The organism is Zestomonas carbonaria (genome assembly GCF_904061905.1).
In the GTDB taxonomy this organism is placed as follows: domain Bacteria; phylum Pseudomonadota; class Gammaproteobacteria; order Pseudomonadales; family Pseudomonadaceae; genus Aquipseudomonas; species Aquipseudomonas carbonaria.
In genome coordinates, this window is the sequence record NZ_CAJFCI010000033.1 from 15,400 (window position 1) to 37,905 (window position 22,506).

Consider the following 22,506-nt stretch of genomic DNA (forward strand, 5'->3'; position numbering starts at 1 on the left):
TTCGGGGGCCTTCGCGGCCCCCGAGTCTTTTAGGACGAGCTCAGTCTTCCAGACGAGCGACGTAGACCGCTTCGGCGGTCAACACTTCACGCCCCTCGCAACTCAGGCACACCGACAATTCCAGCCGGGCACGGCGGCGTGCGCGCAACCGTTCGACGAATGCCGGCCAATCGTCGGGCAAGACGGCCTCGGCGACGAACTCGGCGGCGGCCGGCGCCCGGAAATCGCATTGGTAATGCTGGATCACCAGCGCGGCGTCAATTCCCTCGCGGCGCAAGGCGTCGAACAGCAGGGTCCAGCCGGCGGCAATGGCCAGGGTCGCCTGGCTGCCGCCGAACACCGTGCCGTGCGGGTTGCGGTTCGGCGCGTGCGGAGCGCTGAGGCGCAGGTGGCCGGGAGCGGCTGGCTGGACGCGGATTCCCATCGCCACGGTCAGCGGAATGTTGTCGTGCAGGTAGCGCGTCAACGCGTCGGCGTGCGCGATGTCCTCGTCGATCGGGTCGGTCATGGCGGTCGGCTGTGGCTGGAGGTGCCGGCTATGGTAGGCGCCAGTGGCAATGGAGGTCGACCGGCAAGGTGGTTCCGGGGGGAGGATAGCGCGTTGTTTTTTGGGTCCCCGCGTTCGCGGGGATGACGGGAGATAGCGAGCGTGTGCCCTGAACCCCGCCACTCCCGCGAACGCGGGAGTCCAGTGACCCGGGCTCAGACCTGGAACTGTCCGACCAGCTTCTGCAGGCGTCCACCCAGGCCGTCCAGTTCGCGGGCAGTGTGTGCGCCCTCGGCGGCATCGGCGACCACGCCGTCCACCGCCACGGCGATCTGGTGCACGCTGCGGTTGATCTCCTCGGCCACCGCTGTCTGTTCTTCGGCGGCACTGGCGATCTGTGCGTTCATCGAGTTGATGGTGCCGATCAACTGGGCAATGGTGTCCAGCGAGTTGCCGGCGCGGTTGGCGTGCTCGGTGGTGTCTTCACCCATTTCGCTGGCGCGGCGCATAGCCTCCACCGCGTCCCGGGTGGCGTTCTGCAGGCGGTCGATCATGCCCTGGATCTCGCCGGTGCTCTGTTGGGTGCGGCTGGCCAGCGCGCGCACTTCGTCGGCGACCACCGCGAAGCCGCGGCCGGCCTCCCCTGCGCGGGCGGCTTCGATGGCGGCGTTGAGGGCCAGCAGGTTGGTCTGGTCGGCGATGGCGCGGATCACTTCGAGCACGCTGACGATGCCCTGCACGTCCTGGCGCAGGCTGTCCAGGGATTCGCCGCTGTTGCGCACTTCGCCGACCAGTTGGTGGATGCGCTCGATGCTGCGCTCCACCACGCGCTTGGCCGACTGTCCTTCCTGATCGGTTTCCCGCGCGGCATCGGCGGCGCGCTGGGCGCTGGCGGCCACTTCGTGGGCAGCGGCGGACATCTCGTTGATCGCCGTGGCCACCTGGTCGGTTTCGTGGCGCTGCCCTTCCATCGCCTTCTCCGAACGCTGCACCTGGCTGGACACCGAGCCGACCAGCGAGGACAACTGGGTGGTGGTGCCGGCGACCTGCTGCACCAGGACATGGATCTTCTCGACGAAGCGGTTGAACGATGCCGCCAGTTCGCCCAGTTCGTCGCGACTGGCCACCGGCAGGCGGTGGGTCAGGTTGCCGTCGCCGGCCGCCATGTCGTCGAGGTTGGCCTTGATCAGCAGCAGCGGGCGCAGGATCGAGCTGCTCAGCACCCCGGCCAACAGCGCTACCGCCACCAGCAGGGCCAGCGCCGAGCCGAGCATGATCGCCAGCAACTGGTCGATATGCTTCTGGAACTCGGCCCGCGCCTTCTGCACGTCGGCTTCGACGCCGTCGAGGTTCACCGAGGTGCCGAACACCATGTCCCATTTCGGCAGGTATTCGGAGTAACCCACCTTGGGCACGATCTGGCTGCCCGCGCCGAGCACGAAGCTGTAGTCGACGTAATGGCTGCCGTTCTTGCCGGCCGCCACCAGTTCGCGGATGGCGTACACGCCGTTGGGATCGCGGAAGTCGGCGAAGCTCTGGCCGATCTTGTCCTCGGTGTTGCCCTGCATCAGGCGCACGGCCTGGCCGTCATAGCCCCAGAAATAGCCGTCCACACCGTAGTCGAGGCGCTTGAGTATCTCGATGGCTCGTTCGCGGGCGGCCAGGTCGCCGGCGGCCGATTGCGCGTAGAGCGGCTCGATGCTCTTGCGGGCCAGGGTCACGAACTGCTGGATGTCGTTACGGCGGTCGGCGACCAGTTTTTCACGGGTCTGGGCTTCCTGCTGATCGGCGAGGCGTTGCAGCAGTACGACGGAGATGGCGCTGATCAGAATGGCGAGCAGGCAGATCGGTACCAGGGCGAGCAACAACAGCTTGCCGCGCAGACGGAGGGCACGAAGCATCGAGGCAGATCCTTGCAGAGGGGGAGTGGAAGGCATGCTTCTAAATCGACCGTGGCCGGCACAATCTTTAGGTTCGGCGGCGGAAAAACTGGTCGGACCAGCTCTGGAGTCCGCAATGAAAAAACCCCGCCGGAGCGGGGTTTTGACGATGACTCGGACGCTTACTTCTTGCCGAGTTTCTTCAGCTCTTCGTCACGCAGCTCACGACGCAGGATCTTGCCGACGTTGGTGGTCGGCAGGACGTCGCGGAACTCCACGAACTTCGGCCGCTTGTAGCCGGTGACGTTGTCGTGCATGTGCTGCAGCACCTGCTCCTTGGTCAGGCTGGCGCCCGGCTTGACCACCACGAAGACCTTGATCGCCTCGCCGGATTTCTCGTCCGGCACGCCAATGGCCGCGCACTGCAGCACGCCCGGCAGGGTGGCGAGCACGTCTTCCAGCTCGTTCGGATACACGTTGAAACCGGAGACCAGGATCATGTCCTTCTTGCGGTCGACGATGCGCAGGTAGCCGTCGTCCTGGATCACCGCGATGTCGCCGGTCTTCAGCCAGCCCTCGGCATCGAGGATCTCGTCAGTGGCTTCCTGGCGCTGCCAGTAGCCCTTCATCACCTGCGGGCCCTTGACGCACAGTTCGCCGATCGAGCCGAGCGGCAGATCGTTGCCTTCATCGTCGATCACCTTGCACTGGGTCGACGGCACCGGGATGCCGATGGTGCCGATCTGGATGTTCTGGAACGGGTTGACCGACACCACAGGGCTGGTCTCGGTCATGCCGAAGCCTTCGCAGATCGCGCAGCCGGTAACTTCCTGCCAGCGCTCGGCGGTGGCCAGTTGCAGCGCCATGCCGCCGGAGAAGGTAGCCTTCAGCGCGGAGAAGTCCAGCTTGCGGAAGTCCTCGTTGTTGCACAGGGCGACGAACAGGGTGTTCAGGCCGACGAAGCCGGTGAACTTCCACTGCGACAGTTCCTTCACCGTGCCCGGCAGGTCGCGCGGGTTGGTGATCAGGATGTTGTGGCCGCCGATCAGCATCATCGCCATGCAATGGAAGGTGAAGGCGTAGATGTGGTACAGCGGCAGCGGGGTGATGAGAATCTCGCAACCCTCGTTGAGGTTGGCGCCCATCAGCGCCTTGCACTGCAGCATGTTGGCGACCAGGTTGCGGTGGGTCAGCATCGCGCCCTTGGCCACGCCGGTGGTGCCGCCGGTGTACTGCAGCACGGCGACGTCGCCGGACTGCGGGTTGGCTTCGTCGATACGCTGGCCGCGGCCCTTGGCGATCGCATCGGTGAACTTCACCGCCTGCGGCAGGTTGTAGGCCGGGACCATCTTCTTGACGTACTTGACCACGCTGTTGACCAGCAGGCGCTTGAGCGACGGCAGCAGGTCGCCCACTTCGGTGACGATCACATGCTTGATACCGGTCTTCGGCAGCACCTGCTCGGCCAGGTAGGCCATGTTGGCCAGGCAGACGAGCGCCTTGGCGCCGGAATCGTTGAACTGGTGCTCCATTTCCCGCGCGGTGTACAGCGGGTTGGTGTTGACCACGATGAGACCGGCGCGCATGGCGCCGAACACCACGACCGGGTATTGCAGCAGGTTGGGCATCTGCACGGCGATGCGGTCGCCGGGCTTGAGGTCGGTGTGTTTCTGCAGGTAGGCGGCGAAGGCGCCGGACAGTTCGTACAGCTCGCCGTAGGTGATGGTCTTGCCCAGGTTGCTGAAGGCGGGCTTGTCGGCGAAGCGTTCGCAGGACAGTTTCAGCACCGCCTGGACATTCGCGAACTGGTCGGGATCGATTTCGGCAGCAACCCCGACGGGGTACTTGTCCTTCCAGAAGTTCTCGGTCATGGAAGCCCACTCCTAAGCAACAGCTATCGTCACCGCAAAGGCGGTTGGTTCTTGTCTTATTTGGCTTTTTCCGTCCCTTTGGGGCGAAAAAAGCGCGCCGAGAGTAGCAGCTTTGCCGAAGAGCGAATAGCACCGGGACAGCCTCTGACGGTCAAAAAAAAGACCGGAAGCGGGGCTTTCGGTCATTTTCAAGACAGTCCGGCAGGATTGTCGGACAACAGTGGCTTCCGGGTCTTGCCGGTTTTTGGGGTCTGCTGGTTTCTGGGTCCCAGTGTTTTTGGTCCCCGCGTTCGCGGGGATGACGGGGGAAGGACCGAGCGGCCGTCTCGTCATTCCCGCGAACGCGGGAATCCAATCAACAAAGCCGTTTACGGTCCCCCACCTTCGCCAGGGGTGGAAGTGCTCCCCATCCCAGCTAAGCGAATGGCTCAGGCGATGTCGCGCAGCTCGCGGCGCAGGATCTTGCCCACCGGGGTCATCGGCAGCGCCTCCTTGAGGACGATCTGCTTGGGCACCTTGTAGCCGGTGAAGTTTTCCTTGCAGTAGGCCTTCAGCTCTTCCACGGTCAGGCTGTGTTCGCGCGGCACGACGAACAGCTTGACCGCCTCGCCGGACTTGTCGTCGGGCACGCCGATCGCCGCGCAGTTGGCCACCTTCGGGTGGGCCATGACCACGTCCTCGATCTCGTTGGGATAGACGTTGAAGCCGGAGACGATGATCAGGTCCTTCTTGCGGTCGACGATGCGCACGTAGCCGTCCGGGTCGATCACCGCGATGTCGCCGGTCCTCAGCCAGCCCTCGGCATCGAGCACCTCGGCGGTGGCTTCCGGGCGCTGCCAGTAGCCCTTCATCACCTGTGGGCCCTTGATGCACAGCTCGCCACGCTCGCCCAGTGGCAGCTCGTTGCCCTCCTCGTCGATCACCTTGAACGCGGTGCCCGGCACCGGGATGCCGACGGTGCCCAGGCGCGCCAGCTCGCCACGCGGGTTGGTGCTGGCCACCGGCGAGGTCTCGGTCAGGCCGTAGCCTTCCGTCACCATGCAGCCGGTCATCTGCTCCCACTGTTCGGCGGTGGCCTTGACCAGCGCGGTGCCGCCGGAGTTAGTCAGCTTGAGCCCGGAGAAGTCGAGGTTCTTGAACTCCGGATGGCTCATCAGCGCGACGAACAGCGTGTTCAGGCCGAGCAGTCCGGTGAAGCGCCACTTGCCCAGTTCCTTGATGAAGCCGGGAATGTCGCGCGGGTTGGTGATCAGTACGTTGTGGTTGCCGTTGACCATCATGCACATGCAGTTCGCGGTGAAGGCATAGATGTGGTACAGCGGCAGCGGCGCGATGATGATCTCCTGGCCCTGCTTCATCATCGGGACGCCATCGGGGCCGAGTTGGCCGAGGCAGGCGTCTACCTGCAGCATGTTGGCCACCAGGTTGCCGTGGGTCAGCATCGCGCCCTTGGCCACGCCGGTGGTGCCGCCGGTGTACTGCAGCACGGCGACGTCTTCCAGGCCGACCTTGACCGGTCTCAGCGCATGGCCCTGGCCCTGCTTGAGCGCGCTCTTGAACGACACCGCCTGCGGCAGGCTGTAGGCCGGGACCATCTTCTTGAGGTACTTGACCGCGGCATTGATCAGCGGCCCCTTGAGCCCCGGTTGCAGGTCGCCCATGCGCGCTTCGATCAGGTATTCGATCTCGGTGTCCGGCAGCACCTCTTCGACCAGATGGCCGAACAGGTTGATGTACACCAGCGCGCGGATACCGGCGTCGGTGAACTGGTGGCGCATTTCGCGGGCGGTGTACAGCGGGTTGGTGTTGACCACGATGAGGCCGGCGCGCAGGGCGCCGAACACGGCGATCGGGTACTGCAGGACGTTGGGCATCTGCACGGCGATGCGGTCGCCGGGCTTGAGGTCGGTGTGCTTCTGCAGGTAGGCGGCGAAGGCGGCGGACAGCCGGTCCAGCTCGGCGTAGGTCAGCGTCACGCCCATGTTGCTGTAGGCCGGACGGTCGGCGAATTTCTTGCACGAGCGCTCGAACACCTCGATGACCGACTTGTAGGCGCCCAGGTCCAGCTCGTTGGATACGCCGGCGGCGCGCTTATCGTTCCAGAACTCAGGTTGCATTGTTGTTATCCCCATTCCCTGAAAAAGTGTCTGGCCCGCGCATGCGGGGTTGAGCGGAAGTTATCAGCAATGCTCCGACGCGCAAATACTGAACGCCCGCCGATAGACTCCGTGAATCTCCTACCCCGTTCGCTGGCTGATTGCGCTATATAGACCCAATGTCCTGGCAGAGTGACCCTTATGTTGCGTATGACCGGCCTGCTGTTCCTCGCTCTGCTGCTCCCATCCGCCGCACACGCCTCGCCACTGCGCCTGGCCACCCTGGAATACCCGCCCTACACGTCGGAAGCGCTGCCGAGCGGCGGAGTCATCGCCGAACTGGTCACCCATGCCTTCGCCAGCCAGGGCCACTCGGTGCGGATCGACGTCCTGCCCTGGGCGCGCGCCCGCGCCGAGGTGAACAACGGCCGCTACCAGGGCGCCCTGCCGCTGTGGCCGAAGGAAGTCAGCGAAGGCGGCCTGAACGGATCGCGGCCGCTGCTGTACAGCGAGCTGGGCTTCTTCTCGCGCGCCGGCCAGCCGGTACGCTTCGACGACCTGAGCGAGCTGAAGGGGCAACGGGTCGGCATCGTGCGCGGCTACGGCTACCCGGACAGCGTGCTGCACTCGGGCTTCGTGGGCGAAGAAGTGGTGGACGACCTGAGCAACCTGCGCAAACTGGTCGCCCGGCGCTTCGACCTGGTACTGCTGGAACGGCGGGTCGGCGACCATCTCGCCGCCCGCCACGCCGACCTGCGCGACCAGGTGAGCTGGCAGGGGCCGGTGCTGGAACGCATACCGTTGCAGGTGGGCTTCGTGCCGCCACAGGCCGGACAGCCCGACTGGGCGCAGATCTTCGAGCTGGGATTGCAGGCCCTGCAGGCCAGCGGCGATTACGCCCGTATCCTGCAGCGGCACGGTATTCTCAGCCCTTGAGCCAACCGTCGGACAGTCTTCTCGACGACACACCCACCATGCACAATGCCCCGTCTCCCGGCAAAAGGAACCGCCATGCGCCATGATGCTTTCTGGCTGACCGCAAGCGACGCCGCTCCCCTGCTCGTCAACCGCTGGCTCGGCGACAGCGCCCCGCGGGCGGTACTGATGCTGTCCCACGGCATGGCCGAGCACTCCGCCCGCTATGCCCGCTTCGCCGAAGCGCTGGTGCGCGCCGGCTATGCCCTCTACGCCCACGACCAGCGCGGCCACGGCAAGACCGCGCAGCGCGGCGTACTCGGCCACTACGCGGTACAGGGCGGCTGGCAACGGGTGATCGACGACCTGGCCAACCTCAACCAGCACATCCGCCAGCACCACCCGGACACCCCGATCGTGCTGGTCGGCCACAGCATGGGCAGCTACATCGGCCAGGCCTACCTGATCCAGCGCAGCGCCGAGGTGCAGGGAGCGATCCTCTCCGGCTCCAACTACCAGCCGCTCGGCCTGTACCGCGCGGCGGCGGCCATCGCCCGCTTCGAACGCTGGCGCCAGGGGCCGACCGGGCGCAGCGCGCTGATCGAGTTCCTTTCCTTCGGCTCGTTCAACAAGGCGTTCAAGCCCAACCGCACGGCCTTCGACTGGCTGAGCCGCGATCCGGACGAAGTCGACAAGTACATCGCCGATCCGCTGTGCGGCTTCCGCTGCACCAACCAGTTGTGGATCGACCTGCTCGAAGGCCTGCAACAGATCACCCCGACCGCCAACCTGGCGAAGATCGACCACGACCTGCCGCTACTGGTGGTCGGTGGCGAGCGCGACCCGGTCAGCCAGGGCAAGCGCCTGGAAGACCTCGCCGCCGCCCTGCGTCGTGCGGGGTTGCGGCGGGTCGAGCTGAAGATCTACCCCGGCGCCCGCCACGAACTGCTCAACGAGACCAATCGCGACGAGGTGACCGTCGACCTGGTCGATTGGCTGGGGCGCGTCCTGGGCAATCGAGCGACCGAGTCCGCTGCCTGAGCGGTGCGCACGGCGCACCCTACCAAAGCCTTCGGCAGCATTGCTGCTCGCGGATCAAGTAGCCCGGATGCAATCCGGGAAACCGGCGACTCCGCTCAGCCGGCGGACAGCAGGCCGTTGCGCGTACCCGGCGATTCCAGCTCGCCGATCTTCTCCAGCCGCGCCCGTACGATGTTGCGGCTGATGCCGAGCAGCCTGCCGGTCTGCAACTGATTGCCGTGGCAGAAACGGTAGGCGCTGCGGAAGATCGTCTCTTCGATGTGCTCGTAGAGGTCCGGCAGGTTCTTTTCGTACAGCGCGTTCAGCGCGGCCTCCAGGCTCGCCTCCCCCGCCGCGACGGGATGGGCCAGCGCTTCGGGCCTCGGCGCGGCGGCCACGCGCATCTCCGCCAGTTGCAGATCGCCCGGCTGCACCACCTGGTTGCGGCACACCAGCAGCGCGTGGTGGATGGCGTTCTCCAGCTCGCGGATGTTGCCCGGCCAGTTGTGCATCAGCAGCTTGCGCTCCGCTTCCGGGCTCAGCGTCGCGCTCTGGTAGCCGAGACGCTGGCAGTGCTCGCGCACGAAGAACTCGGCCAGCGGCAGGATATCGCCGGGCCGCTCGCGCAATGGCGGCAGGCGGATGGTCGCCACGTGCAGGCGATAGAACAGGTCCTCGCGGAAATGCCCGGCAACCACCGCGTCGGCCAGGTTGACGTTGGTCGCCGCCACCAGGCGCACGTCGATCGGGATGGGCGTGCGCGAACCGAGGCGCACCACCTCGCGCTCCTGCAACACGCGCAGCAGCTTGACCTGCATGTTCAACGGCAGGTCGCCGATCTCGTCGAGGAACAGCGTGCCGCCGTTGGCCGCCTCGAACCAGCCGGCCTTGTTGCTGGTGGCACCGGTGAAGGCGCCCTTCTCGTGGCCGAACAGCTCGCTCTCCACCAGGCTTTCCGGAAAGGCGCCGCAGTTCACCGCCACGAACGGCGCCTTGCTGCGCCGGCTCAGGTGATGGACATGGCGCGCCACCAGCTCCTTGCCGGTGCCGGTCTCGCCGATGATCAGCGCATTGGCCTCGCTCGGCGCCAGGCGCTCGATACGGCTGAGCAGCTCCTGCGAGCGCGGGTCCTTGAACACAAGCACCGTGGCACGAACCGACTTGGTCAGTTCACGGGCTTGGGGATGGGTGAGCAGCGACATGTCGGCACGTCCCTTGGTGAGCAGTCGCCGGGATAGTGCCTGAAACTTCTTATAATTAAAAAATCATCAATATTCATTTATATATTCTTTTTGTGAATATATGGATAACCGCCCTCCCGTTGCTTCCCCAGCAGCAGTCCAGCAGCAGCGCCTGCTGCCTGAGCAGACCCCGCCAGTGTGCGAGTCCGCGTCGGGAATCTCGATTAAAACCTTTTAATATCAATTGGTTGAAAACAAAAACAGGCTCCTGGCGCCGCTCGGTACGGTTGTTGCGATAGCCCCTCGCTGCCAGCAATGGCCGCATGGCATCGCCATGACGACAAGTGCAACGCACAACCGACACGAATCACTCGATACAGCCAGCGGACCACCGGTCCGTGCCGTGTCCAATCAGCAACTGGGGGCAACATGTTCAAACGCAACACCCTTTCCGTGGCCATCGCCTGGGGCTTGGGGAGCCTCGCCGGCCTGTACCTGGGCGTCGGCCACGCCGCCGAACCCGACACCGTCGAAGCGAGCAACGTCGCGCCGCCCCTGGGCAAGGTGGTGGTCACCGCGCAAAAGCGCGAAGAGACCGTCCAGGAAGTACCGTCGTCGATCTCCGTGCTGAGCGGCGACAAGGTGCGCGATGCCGCGCTGCAATCGGCCAACGAAGTGACCCAGTACATCCCCAACGCCTCCGCCGGCACCACGGAAGGCCACGGCCGGCCGCGCTGGTGGATTCGCGGCCTGGGCACCGGCGACCAGGGGGCCAACACCGTCAGCCCGGTGGGCATCTACGTCGACGACGTCTACATCGCCAATATCAGCGCCAGCGGTTTCCCGCTGTTCGACCAGGAACGGGTGGAAGTGCTGCGTGGGCCGCAGGGCACGCTGTGGGGCAAGAACACCACCGGCGGCGCGATCAACTTCATCTCCCGCAAGCCGACCTTCGACCAGTCCGGCTACTTCAAGGCCGGCATCGGCGACTATGCCGACCGCGTGCTGGAAGGCGCGGTGAGCGACGCGCTGGTCGACGACCGCCTGGCCGCGCGCCTGTCGTTCCGCCACCAGGGACGCGACGGCTACAACGAGAACATCAACGACAACAACGACCAGGGCGCCCTGGAAGACGACGCCGTGCGCCTGCAGTTCCTGGCCCGGATCAACGACGACCTGGAAGCCAACCTCAACCTGCACGCCCGCAGCTACCACGACACCGGCGGCTACAGCACGGTGAGCTACGGCCTGCGTCCGGACGGCACCAACCAGTTCGGCTACCGCATCGATCCGAAGCAGGGCAAGGTCAACTACAACGCCAAGTACGAAGTCGACATCGACCAGGTCGGCACCAACCTCAACCTGGCCTGGCAGCTCGGCGAGCTGGAACTGACCTCGATCACCGCCTTCGAACACTTCAAGCGCGACGGCTTCAACGACGGCGACAACACCCCGTTGGAACTACAACGCGGCTACAGCTACGCCGACAGCAAGCAGTGGTCGCAGGAACTGCGCCTGGCCTCGCCGCGTGAGGAGCGGCTGAACTGGGTGCTGGGCTTCCACTATTTCTACGAGGACCTGGCATCGGAGAACGCCAACGCCACGCTGGAGAACACCTACATCCCGCGCAGCTACAACAACGTCAGCTACGAACACCAGACCGAAAGCTACGCGCTGTTCGGCAGCACCACCTACAGCTTCACCGACGACTTCAGCGTCACCGCCGGCCTGCGCTGGACCCGTGAGCGCAAGGACATCGACCTGATCCGCGTGCAGAACCAGGGCCAGGCCAACTTCGGCCCCGGCGACTGGTGGAAGGCCGGCAGCGTCACCTCGCCGCTGACGGTCACCGCCACCCAGGACGACAGCCATACCTGGAGCGACTACACCTACGACCTGACCCCCGAGTACCGCATCTCCGACAACGCCCGGGTGTACTTCCGCTACGCCTACGGCTTCCGCTCCGGCGGCTACAACGCCGGGGTCACCAGCCAGGCGACCGTCGCCACGGTGGACCCGGAATACCTGACCTCCTACGAGCTGGGCTTCAAGTCCGAGTGGTTCGACGGACGCCTGAACGCCAACGCCGCCCTCTTCTACTACGACTACGAGGACATCCAGCTCAACATCGTCACCGCGGTGAACAACCAGACCGTCTCGCGCCTGGCCAACGGCGCCGAGGGCGAGGCCTACGGTGCCGAACTCGAGCTGGAAGCCATCCCGGTGGAGAACCTGCACCTGAACTTCGGCATCGGCCTGCTGCACACCGAGTTCACCGACTACACCTCGGGCAACGACGACTTCTCCGGCAACAAGTTCGTCCGCGCGCCGAACGTCTCGGCGGTGCTCGGCGCCGACTACCGCATCCCGCTGGACATCGGCGGGGCGCTGATCCTCGGCACCGACTGGAACACCCGCAGCCGCCAGTACTTCTTCTCCAACAACCAGACCCAGAGCATGCGCAGCGGCGGCTACACCCTGGGCAACGCACGGGTGACCTACGAGCTGCCCGGCGAAACCACCCGCGTCACCGCCTACGTCAACAACCTCACCGACAAGGAATACCGCAACCACACCCTGCCCGGCGGCTTCCAGACCGCGGCGGTGATGTTCGGCGATCCGCGCACCTTCGGCGTGTCGCTGACCACCGATTTCTGATCCAACCCGCCCGCGGCCTCCCGGTCGCGGGCACCGAGCGAGGTAACCGCCATGCACGCTTCACCCCTTGTCCGCCTGCTGCGCCGCCTGGTCCTGGTCCCGGCGGCGCTGCTGGCCGTCCAGGCCGTCGCCGCCGACGCGCCGCAGAGCCTGCGCATCGCCACCGTGGCCTACGCCAACGCCGGCAAGATCACCTTCAACGGCCCGGCCTACGTCATGGACCGCGACCAGTGGCTGGAACAGCAGCTCGCCGAACGCGGCGTCAAGCTGGAATGGGTGCCGGCGGCCACCGCCTCGGTCGGCACCTTCGTCAACGAGGAATTCGCCAACAAGCGCATCGACTTCGCCTTCTACGGCGACCTGCCGTCGATCATCGCCAACGCCTCGGGCGTATCGACCAAGCTGATCGCCCCCGGCGGCAGCGGCAACCACGTCTACCTGGTGGTACCGAACGGCTCCGGCGCGCAATCGATCGCCGACCTCAAGGGCAAGCGCATCGCCCTGCACCGGGGCCGACCGTGGGAGCTGTCGTTCGCCAAGCTGCTCGATGCCAACCAGCTCGACTTCGGCGACTTCCGCATCTTCAACCTCAACCCGCAGGCCGGCGGCGCGGCGCTCAGCGCCGGACGGGTCGATGCCTTCTTCACCCTCAGCGACGCCTTCCTGCTGGAGGACAAGCAGGTCGGCAAGATCATCTGGTCGAGCAAGCAGGCGCCACGGGACTGGAAGATGCGCGCCGAACTGTGGGGCGCCAGCGACTTCGTCGCCCGGCAGCCGGAACTGACCCAACTGGTGGTCACCGCCTACCTGAAGGCCGCCTACTGGACCGCCCAGGACGCCAACAAGGACACCTACCAGGGCTACCTGTCGAAATCCGGCCAACCGCTCAGCGTGCTGCAACGCGAAGCGGAGGGCGAGCCCTGGTCCAGCCATTTCACCCCGCTCTACGACCAGGCGCTGAAGCAGCACTACGCCGACGCGATCGCCTACAGCCGCAAGGCCAGGCTGATCCGTGGCGACGTGAAGGTCGACGACCTGATCGAGCCGCGCTTCGTCGAGCAGGGACTGAAGGAACTGCGGTTGCAGGATTACTGGAAAGACACGCCGCACGATCTGGCGCGGCAGTGAGTTCGAAGCGGCGCGATCCCCATCCTACGGTCTTGTAGTCCGGGGAACCGGCGACTCCGCTCCCGGATTTCATCCGGGCTACGAACTGCACGACGCTCCACGGCGCACCCTACGGTCGATGCCTGCGACCTCCTTCGATGCGCCCTGGTGCCGAAGACGCAGGGTGGACAACGCTTCGCTTGTCCACCGCCCATGAAAAGCCCTCTCGCGAGGGCTTTTTCGTTTCAGGCCACCTGCTCCAGCAGCTTCTGTCCCTCGCCCCACAGGCCGGTCATCTTCCACTGCTGCTCCAGCACGCCGGGGCCGAACTCCTTGGAGCCGCCGAAGATTTCCGCCAGGCCCTGGAAGTAGGCGCCCTCCTCGATCAGCAGGATCAGCTTCGACGCCTGGATGATGCCGGTTCCCCAGAAGGTCGCGCCACCGTTGGCTTCGAGGATCGCCGGGGTGTGCGGGTTTTCCTCGATCTTCTCGACGATGAAGGCATGCTCCGGCTGGCGACGGTCGAGGTACAGCGGCAGTTCGCGAGCCAGGGTGACGCGCTGCGAAGCGGCGTAGCGGATCGGCAGGACGCGGTGCGCGCTGGCCCAGCCGCCGAGGTACGGGGTGTGCACGTGGATCACCACGTTCACCTCCGGCCGCTTCTGGAAGACCCCGGCGTAGCGCTGGCCGTTGCCACCGGCGCCACGGCCGGAAAGCGGCGAACTGCCCGCCAGGGTTTCGTCGAGCACCACTTCGCCGCTGTAGCTGGCGACCACGGCGCGGATTTCCTGGTCGTCGGCCCAGGGATTCGGCGCGTGCAGGGCGATCACCAGCTCGCTGTCCGGCACGCGGACATAGGCCTGGTAGGTATTGGTGGCGGTCAACGTGCGGGTTTCCTTGAGCACGCGGAAGGCCTTGGCGAAATCGCGCTTGGCCTGGTCGAGTTGGCTGAGTTGTTGGGAGGTGAGGCTGGCGGTCATGCTGAAAGCTCCTGTCTGGGGAAGTCGAAGGCCGCGTCCGGTCGCGCGGTTCTGCCAGGGCTTCAGCAGGACTTGTGCCAGCCATGAAAGCCCTTTCGTTTCAGCGACTTATCTTCCATGCCCGGTTTTCGGCGAGCTGAATCCGCGCCACCTGCTGTCCGCCCAGCAGCCAGTGCTGGCGGGGTGTTGCTGAGCCAGCAATCACCCTGCCCCGGCAACCGCCTGAATCGCTGCAAGCCGCTCCCTACCTGGCCTGCAGCCTTTCGGCACAGGCCTTGCTCCTGTCCCTGCAACCTGAACGCGAACCGCTGAAGGTCTTCCTCGACGCAGCCACTGGAGCACTGCCATGAGCACCGAATTTTTCTGGCGTTTACCGCTGGGTAGCGATGGTCCCTACCTGGCCTCGGACAAGAACAACCGCGGCAGCCATATCGACCGCCCCGGCAACATCGCCCCCGGCCGCCTGCCGAATGGCGAGCCGGACGGCTTCACCTACATCGACTACATCGCCCAGGTGGCCAAGGCCGCCGAGATCGCCGGCTTCGAGGGCGCGCTGCTGCCCACCGGCCCGGAGCCGTGGATTGCCGCCGCGGCGCTGGCCCGCGAGACCCGCCGGATCAAGTTCCTGGTCGCCTTCCAGGCCACCTGGACCCTGCCGGCCTACGCCGCACAGCAGGCGGCGATCCTGCAGAACCTCAGCCGTGGCCGCCTGGAGTGGAACATCATCACCGGCGGCAACCCGGCCAGCCAGCGCGCCAACGGCGATTTCCTCGAACACGACAAGCGCTACCAGCGCACCGGCGAGTTCCTCGACATCATCGACGGCCTTTGGAAAAACGAGCAGTTCTCCTACCAGGGCGAGGTCTACCAACTGGAGAACGGCTCGCTGCCGGTCGGCCTGCGCAACGAGCGCAAGCCCAGCGTGTACTTCTCCGGCTTCTCCGACCCGGCGCTGGACGTCGCCGCCCGGCACGCCGACGTCTACCTCAACTGGGCCGAGCCGGTGGACAAGCTCAAGCCACACATCGAGCGCGTGCGCGAGCTGGCCGACAAGCAGGGCCGCGAGGTGCGCTTCGGCATCCGCATCGACCTGTTCGCCCGCGAGACCGAAGAGGCCGCCTGGAGCGAGCTGCGCCGCCAGTACGAGCGCATCGACGCCAAGACCAGCGCCTTCATCAAGCACTTCGCCAGCGGCTCCGACTCGGTCGGCGCGGCGCGGCAGACCGCCTACCACCAGAACGTCGAGCGCTTCGACGACCTGATCCTCGGCCCCAACCTGTGGGCCGGCTTCGGCAAGGCCAAGCCGGGGCCGACCGTGGGCCTGGTCGGCAGCCACGAGAACGTCGCCGAACGCCTCGCCGAATACCGCGACGCCGGCTTCTCCACCTTCATCCTGGCCGGCAACCCGCACCTGGAAGAGGCCCTGCGCATCGGCCAGGAAGTGCTGCCGCTGGTCCACGCCCGCCCGACGCAGAGCGACAGCCAACCCGCCGCGCTGAAAAGCGCCTGATCCGAAGGAAACGCATCATGAGTCAACCGCTCGATACGCTCTGGTACACCCGCTGCCCGGTGCCGACCGGCCTCGGCATCGCCGTGCAGAAAGGCTGGCTGGAGGAAACCCTGGGCGCCCAGGGCACCGCCATCAAGTCGCTGCGCGAGTCCGACAACCAGGCCGTGCGCGAGTCGCACTTCGACCACAGCCTGCAGAACTCGGTGCGCCACGGCGGCAACATCCCGGCCATCTGGGCCCGCGCCAGCGGCCGCGAGACGCGGGTGATCGGCCTGTCCTGGGCCGACGAGGTGCAACTGATCCTCACCACCCCGGAAAGCGGCATCAAGAGCGCCAGGGACCTCAAGGGCCGCAGGTTCGGCCTGCCGAACTGGGCCAACGCGCAGATCGACTTCACCCGCGCCCAGGCCATCCGTGGCCTGGAGAACGCCCTCAAGCTGGACGGCCTGGAAGTCCGAGACGTCGAGCTGGTCGACTACACCCACGGCGGCACCTTCAGCGATGAGGCGGCGCAGACGGTCAACGGCACATCCACCTTCGGCGGCCGCCGTCGCGGCGGGCAGAACGCCGAGCTGGTCGGCCTGCTGCGCGGCGAGGTGGACGCGATCTTCCTCAAGGGCGCGCACGCCGTGCAACTGGCCCAGCAGTTCGGCCTGCACACGGTGATCGACACCGGCTCGCACCCGGAACCGCTGATCCGCGCCAACAACGGCACGCCGCGCACCCTGAGCGTCGACCTCAACCTGCTCGACCGCCACTACGACGTCGCCGTCGGCATCCTTGCCGCGGTGCTGCGCGCCGAGGAATGGGCCTGGACCCATCCCGACGACACCCGCCGCTACCTGGCCCGCGAGACCAACAGCAGCGAGTTCTGGGTCACCCAGGCCTACGGCGAAGACGCCCACCAGCGCCTGCGCACCAACCTCGACGAGCGTTCGCAACTGGCCTTGCAGGACTTCACCGACTTCCTGCATCGCTGGAATTTCATCCCGCAGGGCTTCTCGGTCCGCGACTGGATCGACCCGCGACCGCTGGAGACGCTGCGCAGCGCCGTGGCGCAGCGGGCGGGCTAGGCCCTCCTCTCCTATCGATTCCTATCGATGAGAGATGCCCCTCTCCCCCGGCCCTCTCTCCCGTAAACGGGAGAGGGGAGACAAGCACTGCGTTCGCCTGCTCAACCCGAAGTCAGAACACCTATGACCCAATCCCTCGATACCCTCTGGTACACCCACAGTCCGGTACCCACGGGGCTCGGCATCGCCGTCGAATCCGGCCGCCTGGCGCAGGCCTTCCGGCCGTTCGGCACGCGCATCCAGGCGCTGCGCGAATCCTCCGACCGCGAAGTGCGCGAAGCGCATTTCGACCACCACCTGCACAACTCGGTACGCCATGGCGGCAATATCCCGGCCATCTGGGCCCGGGCATCCGGCCGCGCCACGCGGGTGCTCGGCCTGTCGTGGAGCGACGAGGTGCAGTTGATCGTCACCACCGCCGAGAGCGGGGTGAACAGCATCCGCGACCTGAAGAACCGCCGCTTCGGCGTACCCAAGTGGGCCAACGTGCAGATCGACTTCACCCGCGCCCAGGCCATTCGCGGCCTGGAGAACGCCCTCAAGCTGGACGGCCTGGAAGTCCGGGACGTCGAGCTGGTCGACTACCCCTACGGCGGCACCTACAGCGACGAGCCGGTGCGCCATATCCACGGCGCCCAGGTCACCCTCAACGGCAACCGCGTCAGGCGCCGCAACAACGAGCTGATCGGCCTGCTGCGCGGCGACATCGACGCGATCTTCCTCAAGGGCGCGCACGGCCTGCAACTGGCCGACGAGTTCGGCCTGCGCGTGGTGGTCGACGTCGGCTCGCATCCCGATCCGCTGATCCGCGCCAACATCGGCACGCCACGCACCCTGACCGTCGACCAGCACCTGCTCGACGAGCATTTCGAGGCCGCCGTGCTGATCCTCGAGACCGTGCTGCGCGCCGAGCAATGGGCCTGGGCGCATCCCGAGGAAACCCGGCGCTTCCTCGCCCGCGAGCTGAACACCAGCGAATACTGGGTCGCCAGCGCCTACGGCGACGACGCCCACCTGCGCTTGCAGACCAATCTCGCCGAGCGCTCGGTGGTCGCCCTGCAGGACCTCACCGACTTCCTGCAACGCTGGGATTTCATCCCCCAGGGCTTCGACGTGCGCGCCTGGATCGACTCGCGGCCGCTGGAACACCTGCTGGAGAAGGTCAATGTCGCCATCTGAGCCGAGCGGGCGACCCACGGCCTTCCTGGTCAACTTCATGCTGCTGGCGGCCTTCAGCGGCGCCACCATCGGCATGGCGAAGATCATCACCACCCTGTACGCCATCGAGATCGGCGCCAACGCCATGCAGATCGGCATCATCTCGGCGATGGAGTCGCTGGGCATGGTCCTGCTCACCCTGCCCGCCGGCTTCGTCATCGCTCGCTACGGCGCGCGGCGCGTGTACTTCCTCGCCAGCCTCGGGCCGATGCTGCTCAACCTGGCCATTCCGCTGTTCGGCGGCTGGCTGTGGCTGGCCTTCGCCCGCCTGCTGATCGGCCTGTGCATCCCGTTCCGCATCGTCGCCATGAACAGCGCCTTCCTGCGCCAGTTGCAGCGCATCGGCAACGACAAGGCCGGCTGGTATCGCGGCTCGCTGACCCTGGGCATGGGCCTGCTCGGCCCGCTGCTGGGCAACTGGCTGAGCGGCAGCACCGGATTCACCTTCGGCTTCGTGGTCATCGGCCTATGCTTCGGCCTGATGGCGGTGTACAGCCTGGGCTTCTGGGAAGGCGAGCGGATCGCGCCGGTGGAGGTCGACACAGCCATCGAACTGGGCGGCATCTTCGCCCAGGTCAAGGCCATGCTCGGTCACGTGGAGATCGCCGAAAGCTGCCTGATCGAGATGCTCTCGGGCGCCACCAACGCGCTGTTCGGCACCTTCATCATCCTGCTCGCCATGGACGTGGCCAGGCTCAGCCAGGGCCAGGCGGTGAGCCTGGTGATGATCCAGGGCCTGGCCTCGGTGATCGGCCTGTTCGGCTTCGGCTACCTGGTCGAGCGCAGCGGCCGGCGCTTCGCCTACATCGCCGGCCTGGGCGCGGCGCTGGCCGGCCTGGCGTTGCTCGGCAGCACCCACGACTACTGGCTGCTGGCCACCGGCGGCGTGCTGATCAGCGCGGCGGCGGCGCTGGCGCACCTGGTCAACATGGCCCAGCTCGGCGAGCACAGCGTCGACAAGAGCAAGGTTTCCGGGCTGTTCAACCTGGCCGGCATGCTCGGAGGCTTCTCCGGCGCCCTGCTCGGCGGGCTGATCAGCCTGGTCGTCGGCCTCGACAACCTGTTCCTCGCCTGGATTCCCCTGGTACTGCTCGCCGCGCTGTTCTGCTGGTTGCGCAAGCTGCGCCGCGCCCAATCCGTCGTCGCTCTGGAGGGCTGACCCGATGTTCACCACTTCCCTCGACCGCCTGAGCTGGCTCGCCTCGCCGCTCGCCGTGCTGCTGGCCTGGGCGCTGGTCGCGGCGGCCGGATGGTTCCCGGCGCAACTGCTGGTGCCGCCGCAGCACGTCTACGAAGCCTTCGTCGAACTGCTCGGCAGCGGCGAGCTACGCGAACACTTGCAGAACAGCCTGTCGCGCCTGGCCATCGGCTTCTCCCTCGGCGCACTCGGCGGCCTGCTGTTCGGCACCGCCATGGCCCTGTCGAAGAACGTCGAGGCCTACTGCGCGCCGCTGTTCCACACCCTGCGGCAGATCCCGTCGATCGCCCTGATCCCGATGTTCATCCTGTTCTTCGGCGTCGAGGAGACCTTCAAGGTCCTCATCGTGGTCAAGGCCGCCTTCTTCCCGGTGGCGCTGGCCGCCAGCGAAGGGGTCAGGGGCATCCCGCGCAGCTACTTCGATGTCGCCAGCGTGTACCGCCTGCCGCTGCACAGCCTGCTCAAGGACGTCGCCTTCCCCGCCGCCGCGCCGCCGATCGTCACCGGCCTGCGCATCAGCCTGAGCCGCGCCTGGATGGTGCTGGTCGCTGCCGAGCTGCTGGCCGCCGACAGCGGCCTCGGGCAGATGATCGAGATGAGCCGGCAGATGATGCGCATCGACGTGGTGATGGTCGGCGTGGTGGTCACCGGCCTGGTCGGCTTCACCCTCGACTACGGCTTCCGCCTCCTGGAAAAACACCTGTTCCGCTGGAAACCCCGCGCATGAGTACCGTCATCCGTTTCCTCAAGCCCTTGCGTGGCCTGGTGCTGCCGCTGCTGCTGATCGCCGCCTGGGAGGTCGCCTCGCGGCAGGGCGCCAGCCATGCCTACGCCTTCGTGCCGCTGAGCAAGATCGGCGCCGGCCTCGGCGAACTGCTCGACAGCGGCGAGTTGTGGCTGAGCGTGCTCACCAGCCTGCAACGCACCTGCTCGGGCCTGCTCTACGGCGTGCTCGCCGGGTTCGTCATCGGTGCCCTGATGGCCCTGTCGCGCATCGCCGAACGCCTGCTCGCGCCGCTCTATCACACCCTGCGCCAGGTACCGATCCTCGGCCTGATCCCGCTGCTGGCCCTGTGGTTCGGCAGCGGCGAGTTCTCCAAGGTGCTGATCGTCTCGCTCGCCGCGTTCTACCCGATGGTTCTCAACACCTTCGAGGGCTTCAGCCATGTGGAGAAGCGCTACCGGGAGGTCGGCCGCATCTATGCGCTGACGCCCGTGCAGCAATTCACCCAGGTGCTGCTGCCCAGCGCCCTGCCCAGCCTCTCCAACGGCGTGCTGCACGCGCTGGCGTTCGCCTGGGTCAGCTCGGTCGGCTGCGAGTTGTTCCTGTCCACCGGCATGGGCCTCGGCAACCTGATGATGAACGCCGAGACCGGCTCGCGCATGGAGGTCGTGGTGATCGGCGTGCTGTGCATCGGCCTGCTCGGCTACGCCATGAACCAGTTGTTTTCCCGCCTCAGCCGCCATCTGCTGCGCTGGCGCAATCTTCGATAGGTGAACCCGATGACTGCCATTCTTGATCCCCTGCTGCTCGGCAACAGCCTGGCCCAGCCCGGCGCGCTGGAAATCCGCGGCCTCGACAAGCAATACCGGATCGACGGGAAAGCCTTGCCGGTGCTGGAGAACATCAACCTCGGCGTGCTGCCCGGCGAGTTCGTCAGCATCGTCGGCGCCAGCGGCTGCGGCAAATCCTCGCTGCTCCGGCTGATCGTCGGCCTGGAAAGCGAATACGACGGGCAGATCCTGCTCGACGGCGCGCCGATCTCCGGCACCAGCCTGGAGCGCGGCATCGTGTTCCAGGACCACCGGCTGTTCCCCTGGAAGACCGTCGAGCAGAACGTCGCCCTGGCGTTGAAGAACCACAAGCTGAGCAAGGCCGAGAAGCGCGAGCGGGTCGCCGAGCACCTGGCGCTGGTGGGGCTCACCGGCTTCGAACAGGCCTATCCGCACCAGCTCTCCGGCGGCATGGCGCAGCGCGCGGCGATCGCCCGGGCGCTGATCACCCGACCGAAGGTGCTGCTGCTCGACGAACCCTTCGGCGCCCTCGACGCGCTGACCCGCGTGCATCTGCAACGCGAACTGCAACGCATCTGGGTACAGCAGCGCAGCACCATGATCATGGTCACCCACGATGTCGAGGAAGCGCTCTATCTCGGCGACCGGGTCATCGTCATGGATGCCCGCCCCGGACGCATTCGCCACGAGGTCAAGGTCGACCTGCCGCATCCGCGCGAGCGCAATTCGCCGCTGCTGCAACGGCTCAAGGAAGAGCTGCTGGCCGAACTGGCCGGGCCGGAACACGCCTGAGGCGGCCCGGTTGTGGTAAAAGACCGGGGCCATTTCCAGCGCGTCGCCCAGCGACGCGCTCCGTTCCCGCCTTTACGAGAGAACCGACATGCCGCAAATCACCAACGTTCCCTACGCCGATCTTGAAGTCGGACAGACCGCCAGCTACAGCAAGACCGTCGAGGAACGCGACATCCTGCTGTTCGCGGCGATGTCCGGCGATCACAACCCGGTGCACCTGGACGCCGAGTTCGCCGCCTCCACGCCGTTCAAGGAGCGCATCGCCCACGGCATGTTCAGCGGCGCGCTGATCAGCGCGGCGGTGGCCTGCACGCTGCCCGGCCCGGGCACCATCTACATCGGCCAGACCATGAGCTTCACCCGCCCGGTGAAGTTCGGCGATACCCTCACCGTGCGCCTGGAAGTCCTCGAGAAGCTGCCGAAGTTCCGCGTCAAGATCGCCACCCGGGTGTTCAACCAGAACGACGACCTAGTGGTCGACGGCGTTGCCGAAATCCTCGCCCCGCGCAGCCAGCAGACCGTCACCACGCCGGAGCTGCCGCCGGTGACCATCGGCTGAGTCACCTGCCCAGGCTTATCGCAGACGAAAAAAAGGGCGACCTAAGTCGCCCAAATTGCCTTGCGTGCCTGGTGTTCTGGAGCGTCAGCCGCGCTTGCGCTGCTTGTGCGAATCGCTCCAGATGAAATAACCGATGCCGCCGAAGAAGGCGAACATCAACAGAACCGTGCCGACTCCGGCCAAGACCGCTGCGTCCACGAACATTTTCGCCACCTCGCTTTGTCCCTCTAACCGATGACTTCAAGGTACTCGCGAACGACTGGTGAAAAATTGATCTGGATCAATAGCGTGGTGAGGTTGCGGCAAGAAGTGGATCGCGGTGGAGACTCACCGGCAAAAAGCCCGTACTAGTGTGGTGTTTCAAAAATAAAGATCATATTTTCGAGGTCATCGCCTCGGCAGCTCGGCCCACGCTCGCCAGTATGTCCTCGGCTTTTCGATACCAG

General features: G+C 66.1%; 19 protein-coding genes. 12 read left to right on the forward strand and 7 right to left on the reverse strand.

Annotation, left to right across the window (positions count from 1 at the left end):
• Nucleotides 1-40: 40 nt before the first annotated feature.
• The 4 genes from PSEWESI4_RS08250 to fadD2 all read right to left on the reverse strand — a co-directional run bounded on the left by PSEWESI4_RS08250 (nt 41) and on the right by fadD2 (nt 6,355).
• A complete protein-coding gene (locus PSEWESI4_RS08250; RefSeq protein ID WP_187670719.1) occupies nt 41-508 on the reverse strand; it encodes a YiiD C-terminal domain-containing protein in 468 nt (155 codons plus the stop codon).
• A 194-nt stretch (nt 509-702) separates the two neighbouring features.
• The gene (locus PSEWESI4_RS25540; protein WP_187670720.1) at nt 703-2,388 is read right to left on the reverse strand and encodes a methyl-accepting chemotaxis protein; all 1,686 of its coding nucleotides are present in this window, start codon (nt 2,386-2,388) and stop codon (nt 703-705) included.
• Nucleotides 2,389-2,549: 161 nt separating this feature from the next.
• Nucleotides 2,550-4,238, reverse strand: coding sequence for a long-chain-fatty-acid--CoA ligase FadD1 (gene fadD1 / locus PSEWESI4_RS08260; RefSeq protein ID WP_187670721.1), 1,689 nt, complete (start codon nt 4,236-4,238; stop codon nt 2,550-2,552).
• A gap of 428 nt (nt 4,239-4,666) precedes the next feature.
• A complete protein-coding gene (gene fadD2, locus PSEWESI4_RS08265; RefSeq protein ID WP_187670722.1) occupies nt 4,667-6,355 on the reverse strand; it encodes a long-chain-fatty-acid--CoA ligase FadD2 in 1,689 nt (562 codons plus the stop codon).
• Nucleotides 6,356-6,535: 180 nt separating this feature from the next.
• On the opposite strand from fadD2, the gene PSEWESI4_RS08270 reads away from it, so the two are divergent.
• Both PSEWESI4_RS08270 and PSEWESI4_RS08275 read left to right on the forward strand, forming a co-directional pair.
• Nucleotides 6,536-7,270 carry a substrate-binding periplasmic protein gene (locus PSEWESI4_RS08270; RefSeq protein WP_235978900.1) on the forward strand — a complete coding sequence of 245 codons (735 nt, stop codon included), beginning with the start codon at nt 6,536-6,538 and terminating at the stop codon, nt 7,268-7,270.
• A gap of 75 nt (nt 7,271-7,345) precedes the next feature.
• Entirely contained in the window at nt 7,346-8,290 is a 945-nt protein-coding gene (locus PSEWESI4_RS08275; protein WP_187670723.1) for an alpha/beta hydrolase, read from the forward strand.
• Nucleotides 8,291-8,385: 95 nt separating this feature from the next.
• Here PSEWESI4_RS08275 and PSEWESI4_RS08280 read toward each other — a convergent pair whose 3' ends face one another.
• Nucleotides 8,386-9,471, reverse strand: a complete 1,086-nt coding sequence (locus PSEWESI4_RS08280) for a sigma-54 interaction domain-containing protein (protein ID WP_187670724.1) — start codon at nt 9,469-9,471, stop codon at nt 8,386-8,388.
• A 408-nt stretch (nt 9,472-9,879) separates the two neighbouring features.
• Here PSEWESI4_RS08280 and PSEWESI4_RS08285 point away from each other — a divergent pair, with 408 nt between their 5' ends.
• Nucleotides 9,880-12,108, forward strand: coding sequence for a TonB-dependent receptor (locus tag PSEWESI4_RS08285; protein WP_187670725.1), 2,229 nt, complete (start codon nt 9,880-9,882; stop codon nt 12,106-12,108).
• Nucleotides 12,109-12,159: 51 nt separating this feature from the next.
• Complete coding sequence (locus PSEWESI4_RS08290; protein WP_187670726.1) at nt 12,160-13,236, forward strand: PhnD/SsuA/transferrin family substrate-binding protein; 1,077 nt, start codon at nt 12,160-12,162, stop codon at nt 13,234-13,236.
• 224 nt (nt 13,237-13,460) lie between these two features.
• Here PSEWESI4_RS08290 and PSEWESI4_RS08295 read toward each other — a convergent pair whose 3' ends face one another.
• The gene (locus PSEWESI4_RS08295) at nt 13,461-14,195 is read right to left on the reverse strand and encodes a class II aldolase/adducin family protein (protein WP_187670727.1); all 735 of its coding nucleotides are present in this window, start codon (nt 14,193-14,195) and stop codon (nt 13,461-13,463) included.
• Nucleotides 14,196-14,541: 346 nt separating this feature from the next.
• On the opposite strand from PSEWESI4_RS08295, the gene PSEWESI4_RS08300 reads away from it, so the two are divergent.
• From PSEWESI4_RS08300 to PSEWESI4_RS08335, 8 genes are all read left to right on the forward strand, one after another.
• A complete protein-coding gene (locus PSEWESI4_RS08300) occupies nt 14,542-15,705 on the forward strand; it encodes an LLM class flavin-dependent oxidoreductase (protein ID WP_187670728.1) in 1,164 nt (387 codons plus the stop codon).
• Between the two features lie 17 nt (nt 15,706-15,722).
• On the forward strand, nt 15,723-16,778 hold the full coding sequence (locus tag PSEWESI4_RS08305) for an ABC transporter substrate-binding protein (RefSeq protein WP_187670729.1): 1,056 nt from the start codon (nt 15,723-15,725) through the stop codon (nt 16,776-16,778).
• A gap of 123 nt (nt 16,779-16,901) precedes the next feature.
• Nucleotides 16,902-17,957 (forward strand): ABC transporter substrate-binding protein, encoded by a 1,056-nt coding sequence (locus tag PSEWESI4_RS08310; protein WP_187670730.1) that lies wholly within the window; start codon nt 16,902-16,904, stop codon nt 17,955-17,957.
• On the forward strand, nt 17,944-19,155 hold the full coding sequence (locus tag PSEWESI4_RS08315) for an MFS transporter (protein ID WP_187670731.1): 1,212 nt from the start codon (nt 17,944-17,946) through the stop codon (nt 19,153-19,155). Before PSEWESI4_RS08310 ends, PSEWESI4_RS08315 begins: the two co-directional genes overlap by 14 nt.
• Before the next feature lie 4 nt (nt 19,156-19,159).
• Entirely contained in the window at nt 19,160-19,921 is a 762-nt protein-coding gene (locus PSEWESI4_RS08320) for an ABC transporter permease (RefSeq protein ID WP_187670732.1), read from the forward strand.
• The gene (locus tag PSEWESI4_RS08325; RefSeq protein WP_187670733.1) at nt 19,918-20,688 is read left to right on the forward strand and encodes an ABC transporter permease; all 771 of its coding nucleotides are present in this window, start codon (nt 19,918-19,920) and stop codon (nt 20,686-20,688) included. Before PSEWESI4_RS08320 ends, PSEWESI4_RS08325 begins: the two co-directional genes overlap by 4 nt.
• Nucleotides 20,689-20,697: 9 nt before the next feature.
• Nucleotides 20,698-21,501 carry an ABC transporter ATP-binding protein gene (locus tag PSEWESI4_RS08330; RefSeq protein ID WP_187670734.1) on the forward strand — a complete coding sequence of 268 codons (804 nt, stop codon included), beginning with the start codon at nt 20,698-20,700 and terminating at the stop codon, nt 21,499-21,501.
• 88 nt (nt 21,502-21,589) lie between these two features.
• Entirely contained in the window at nt 21,590-22,060 is a 471-nt protein-coding gene (locus PSEWESI4_RS08335; RefSeq protein WP_187670735.1) for a MaoC family dehydratase, read from the forward strand.
• 84 nt (nt 22,061-22,144) lie between these two features.
• Here the strand turns inward: PSEWESI4_RS08335 and ccoM are convergent, their stop codons facing one another.
• Nucleotides 22,145-22,264 carry a cytochrome c oxidase subunit CcoM gene (ccoM, locus tag PSEWESI4_RS25315; protein ID WP_328821818.1) on the reverse strand — a complete coding sequence of 40 codons (120 nt, stop codon included), beginning with the start codon at nt 22,262-22,264 and terminating at the stop codon, nt 22,145-22,147.
• Nucleotides 22,265-22,506: the final 242 nt, after the last annotated feature.

Coding starts and splice junctions, on each gene's coding strand:
- PSEWESI4_RS08250 (WP_187670719.1), bottom strand. CDS start 508: ATGACCGACCCGATCGACGAGGACATCGCGCACGCCGACGCGTTGACG.
- PSEWESI4_RS25540 (WP_187670720.1), bottom strand. CDS start 2,388: ATGCTTCGTGCCCTCCGTCTGCGCGGCAAGCTGTTGTTGCTCGCCCTG.
- fadD1 (WP_187670721.1), bottom strand. CDS start 4,238: ATGACCGAGAACTTCTGGAAGGACAAGTACCCCGTCGGGGTTGCTGCC.
- fadD2 (WP_187670722.1), bottom strand. CDS start 6,355: ATGCAACCTGAGTTCTGGAACGATAAGCGCGCCGCCGGCGTATCCAAC.
- PSEWESI4_RS08270 (WP_235978900.1), top strand. CDS start 6,536: ATGTTGCGTATGACCGGCCTGCTGTTCCTCGCTCTGCTGCTCCCATCC.
- PSEWESI4_RS08275 (WP_187670723.1), top strand. CDS start 7,346: ATGCGCCATGATGCTTTCTGGCTGACCGCAAGCGACGCCGCTCCCCTG.
- PSEWESI4_RS08280 (WP_187670724.1), bottom strand. CDS start 9,471: ATGTCGCTGCTCACCCATCCCCAAGCCCGTGAACTGACCAAGTCGGTT.
- PSEWESI4_RS08285 (WP_187670725.1), top strand. CDS start 9,880: ATGTTCAAACGCAACACCCTTTCCGTGGCCATCGCCTGGGGCTTGGGG.
- PSEWESI4_RS08290 (WP_187670726.1), top strand. CDS start 12,160: ATGCACGCTTCACCCCTTGTCCGCCTGCTGCGCCGCCTGGTCCTGGTC.
- PSEWESI4_RS08295 (WP_187670727.1), bottom strand. CDS start 14,195: ATGACCGCCAGCCTCACCTCCCAACAACTCAGCCAACTCGACCAGGCC.
- PSEWESI4_RS08300 (WP_187670728.1), top strand. CDS start 14,542: ATGAGCACCGAATTTTTCTGGCGTTTACCGCTGGGTAGCGATGGTCCC.
- PSEWESI4_RS08305 (WP_187670729.1), top strand. CDS start 15,723: ATGAGTCAACCGCTCGATACGCTCTGGTACACCCGCTGCCCGGTGCCG.
- PSEWESI4_RS08310 (WP_187670730.1), top strand. CDS start 16,902: ATGACCCAATCCCTCGATACCCTCTGGTACACCCACAGTCCGGTACCC.
- PSEWESI4_RS08315 (WP_187670731.1), top strand. CDS start 17,944: ATGTCGCCATCTGAGCCGAGCGGGCGACCCACGGCCTTCCTGGTCAAC.
- PSEWESI4_RS08320 (WP_187670732.1), top strand. CDS start 19,160: ATGTTCACCACTTCCCTCGACCGCCTGAGCTGGCTCGCCTCGCCGCTC.
- PSEWESI4_RS08325 (WP_187670733.1), top strand. CDS start 19,918: ATGAGTACCGTCATCCGTTTCCTCAAGCCCTTGCGTGGCCTGGTGCTG.
- PSEWESI4_RS08330 (WP_187670734.1), top strand. CDS start 20,698: ATGACTGCCATTCTTGATCCCCTGCTGCTCGGCAACAGCCTGGCCCAG.
- PSEWESI4_RS08335 (WP_187670735.1), top strand. CDS start 21,590: ATGCCGCAAATCACCAACGTTCCCTACGCCGATCTTGAAGTCGGACAG.
- ccoM (WP_328821818.1), bottom strand. CDS start 22,264: ATGTTCGTGGACGCAGCGGTCTTGGCCGGAGTCGGCACGGTTCTGTTG.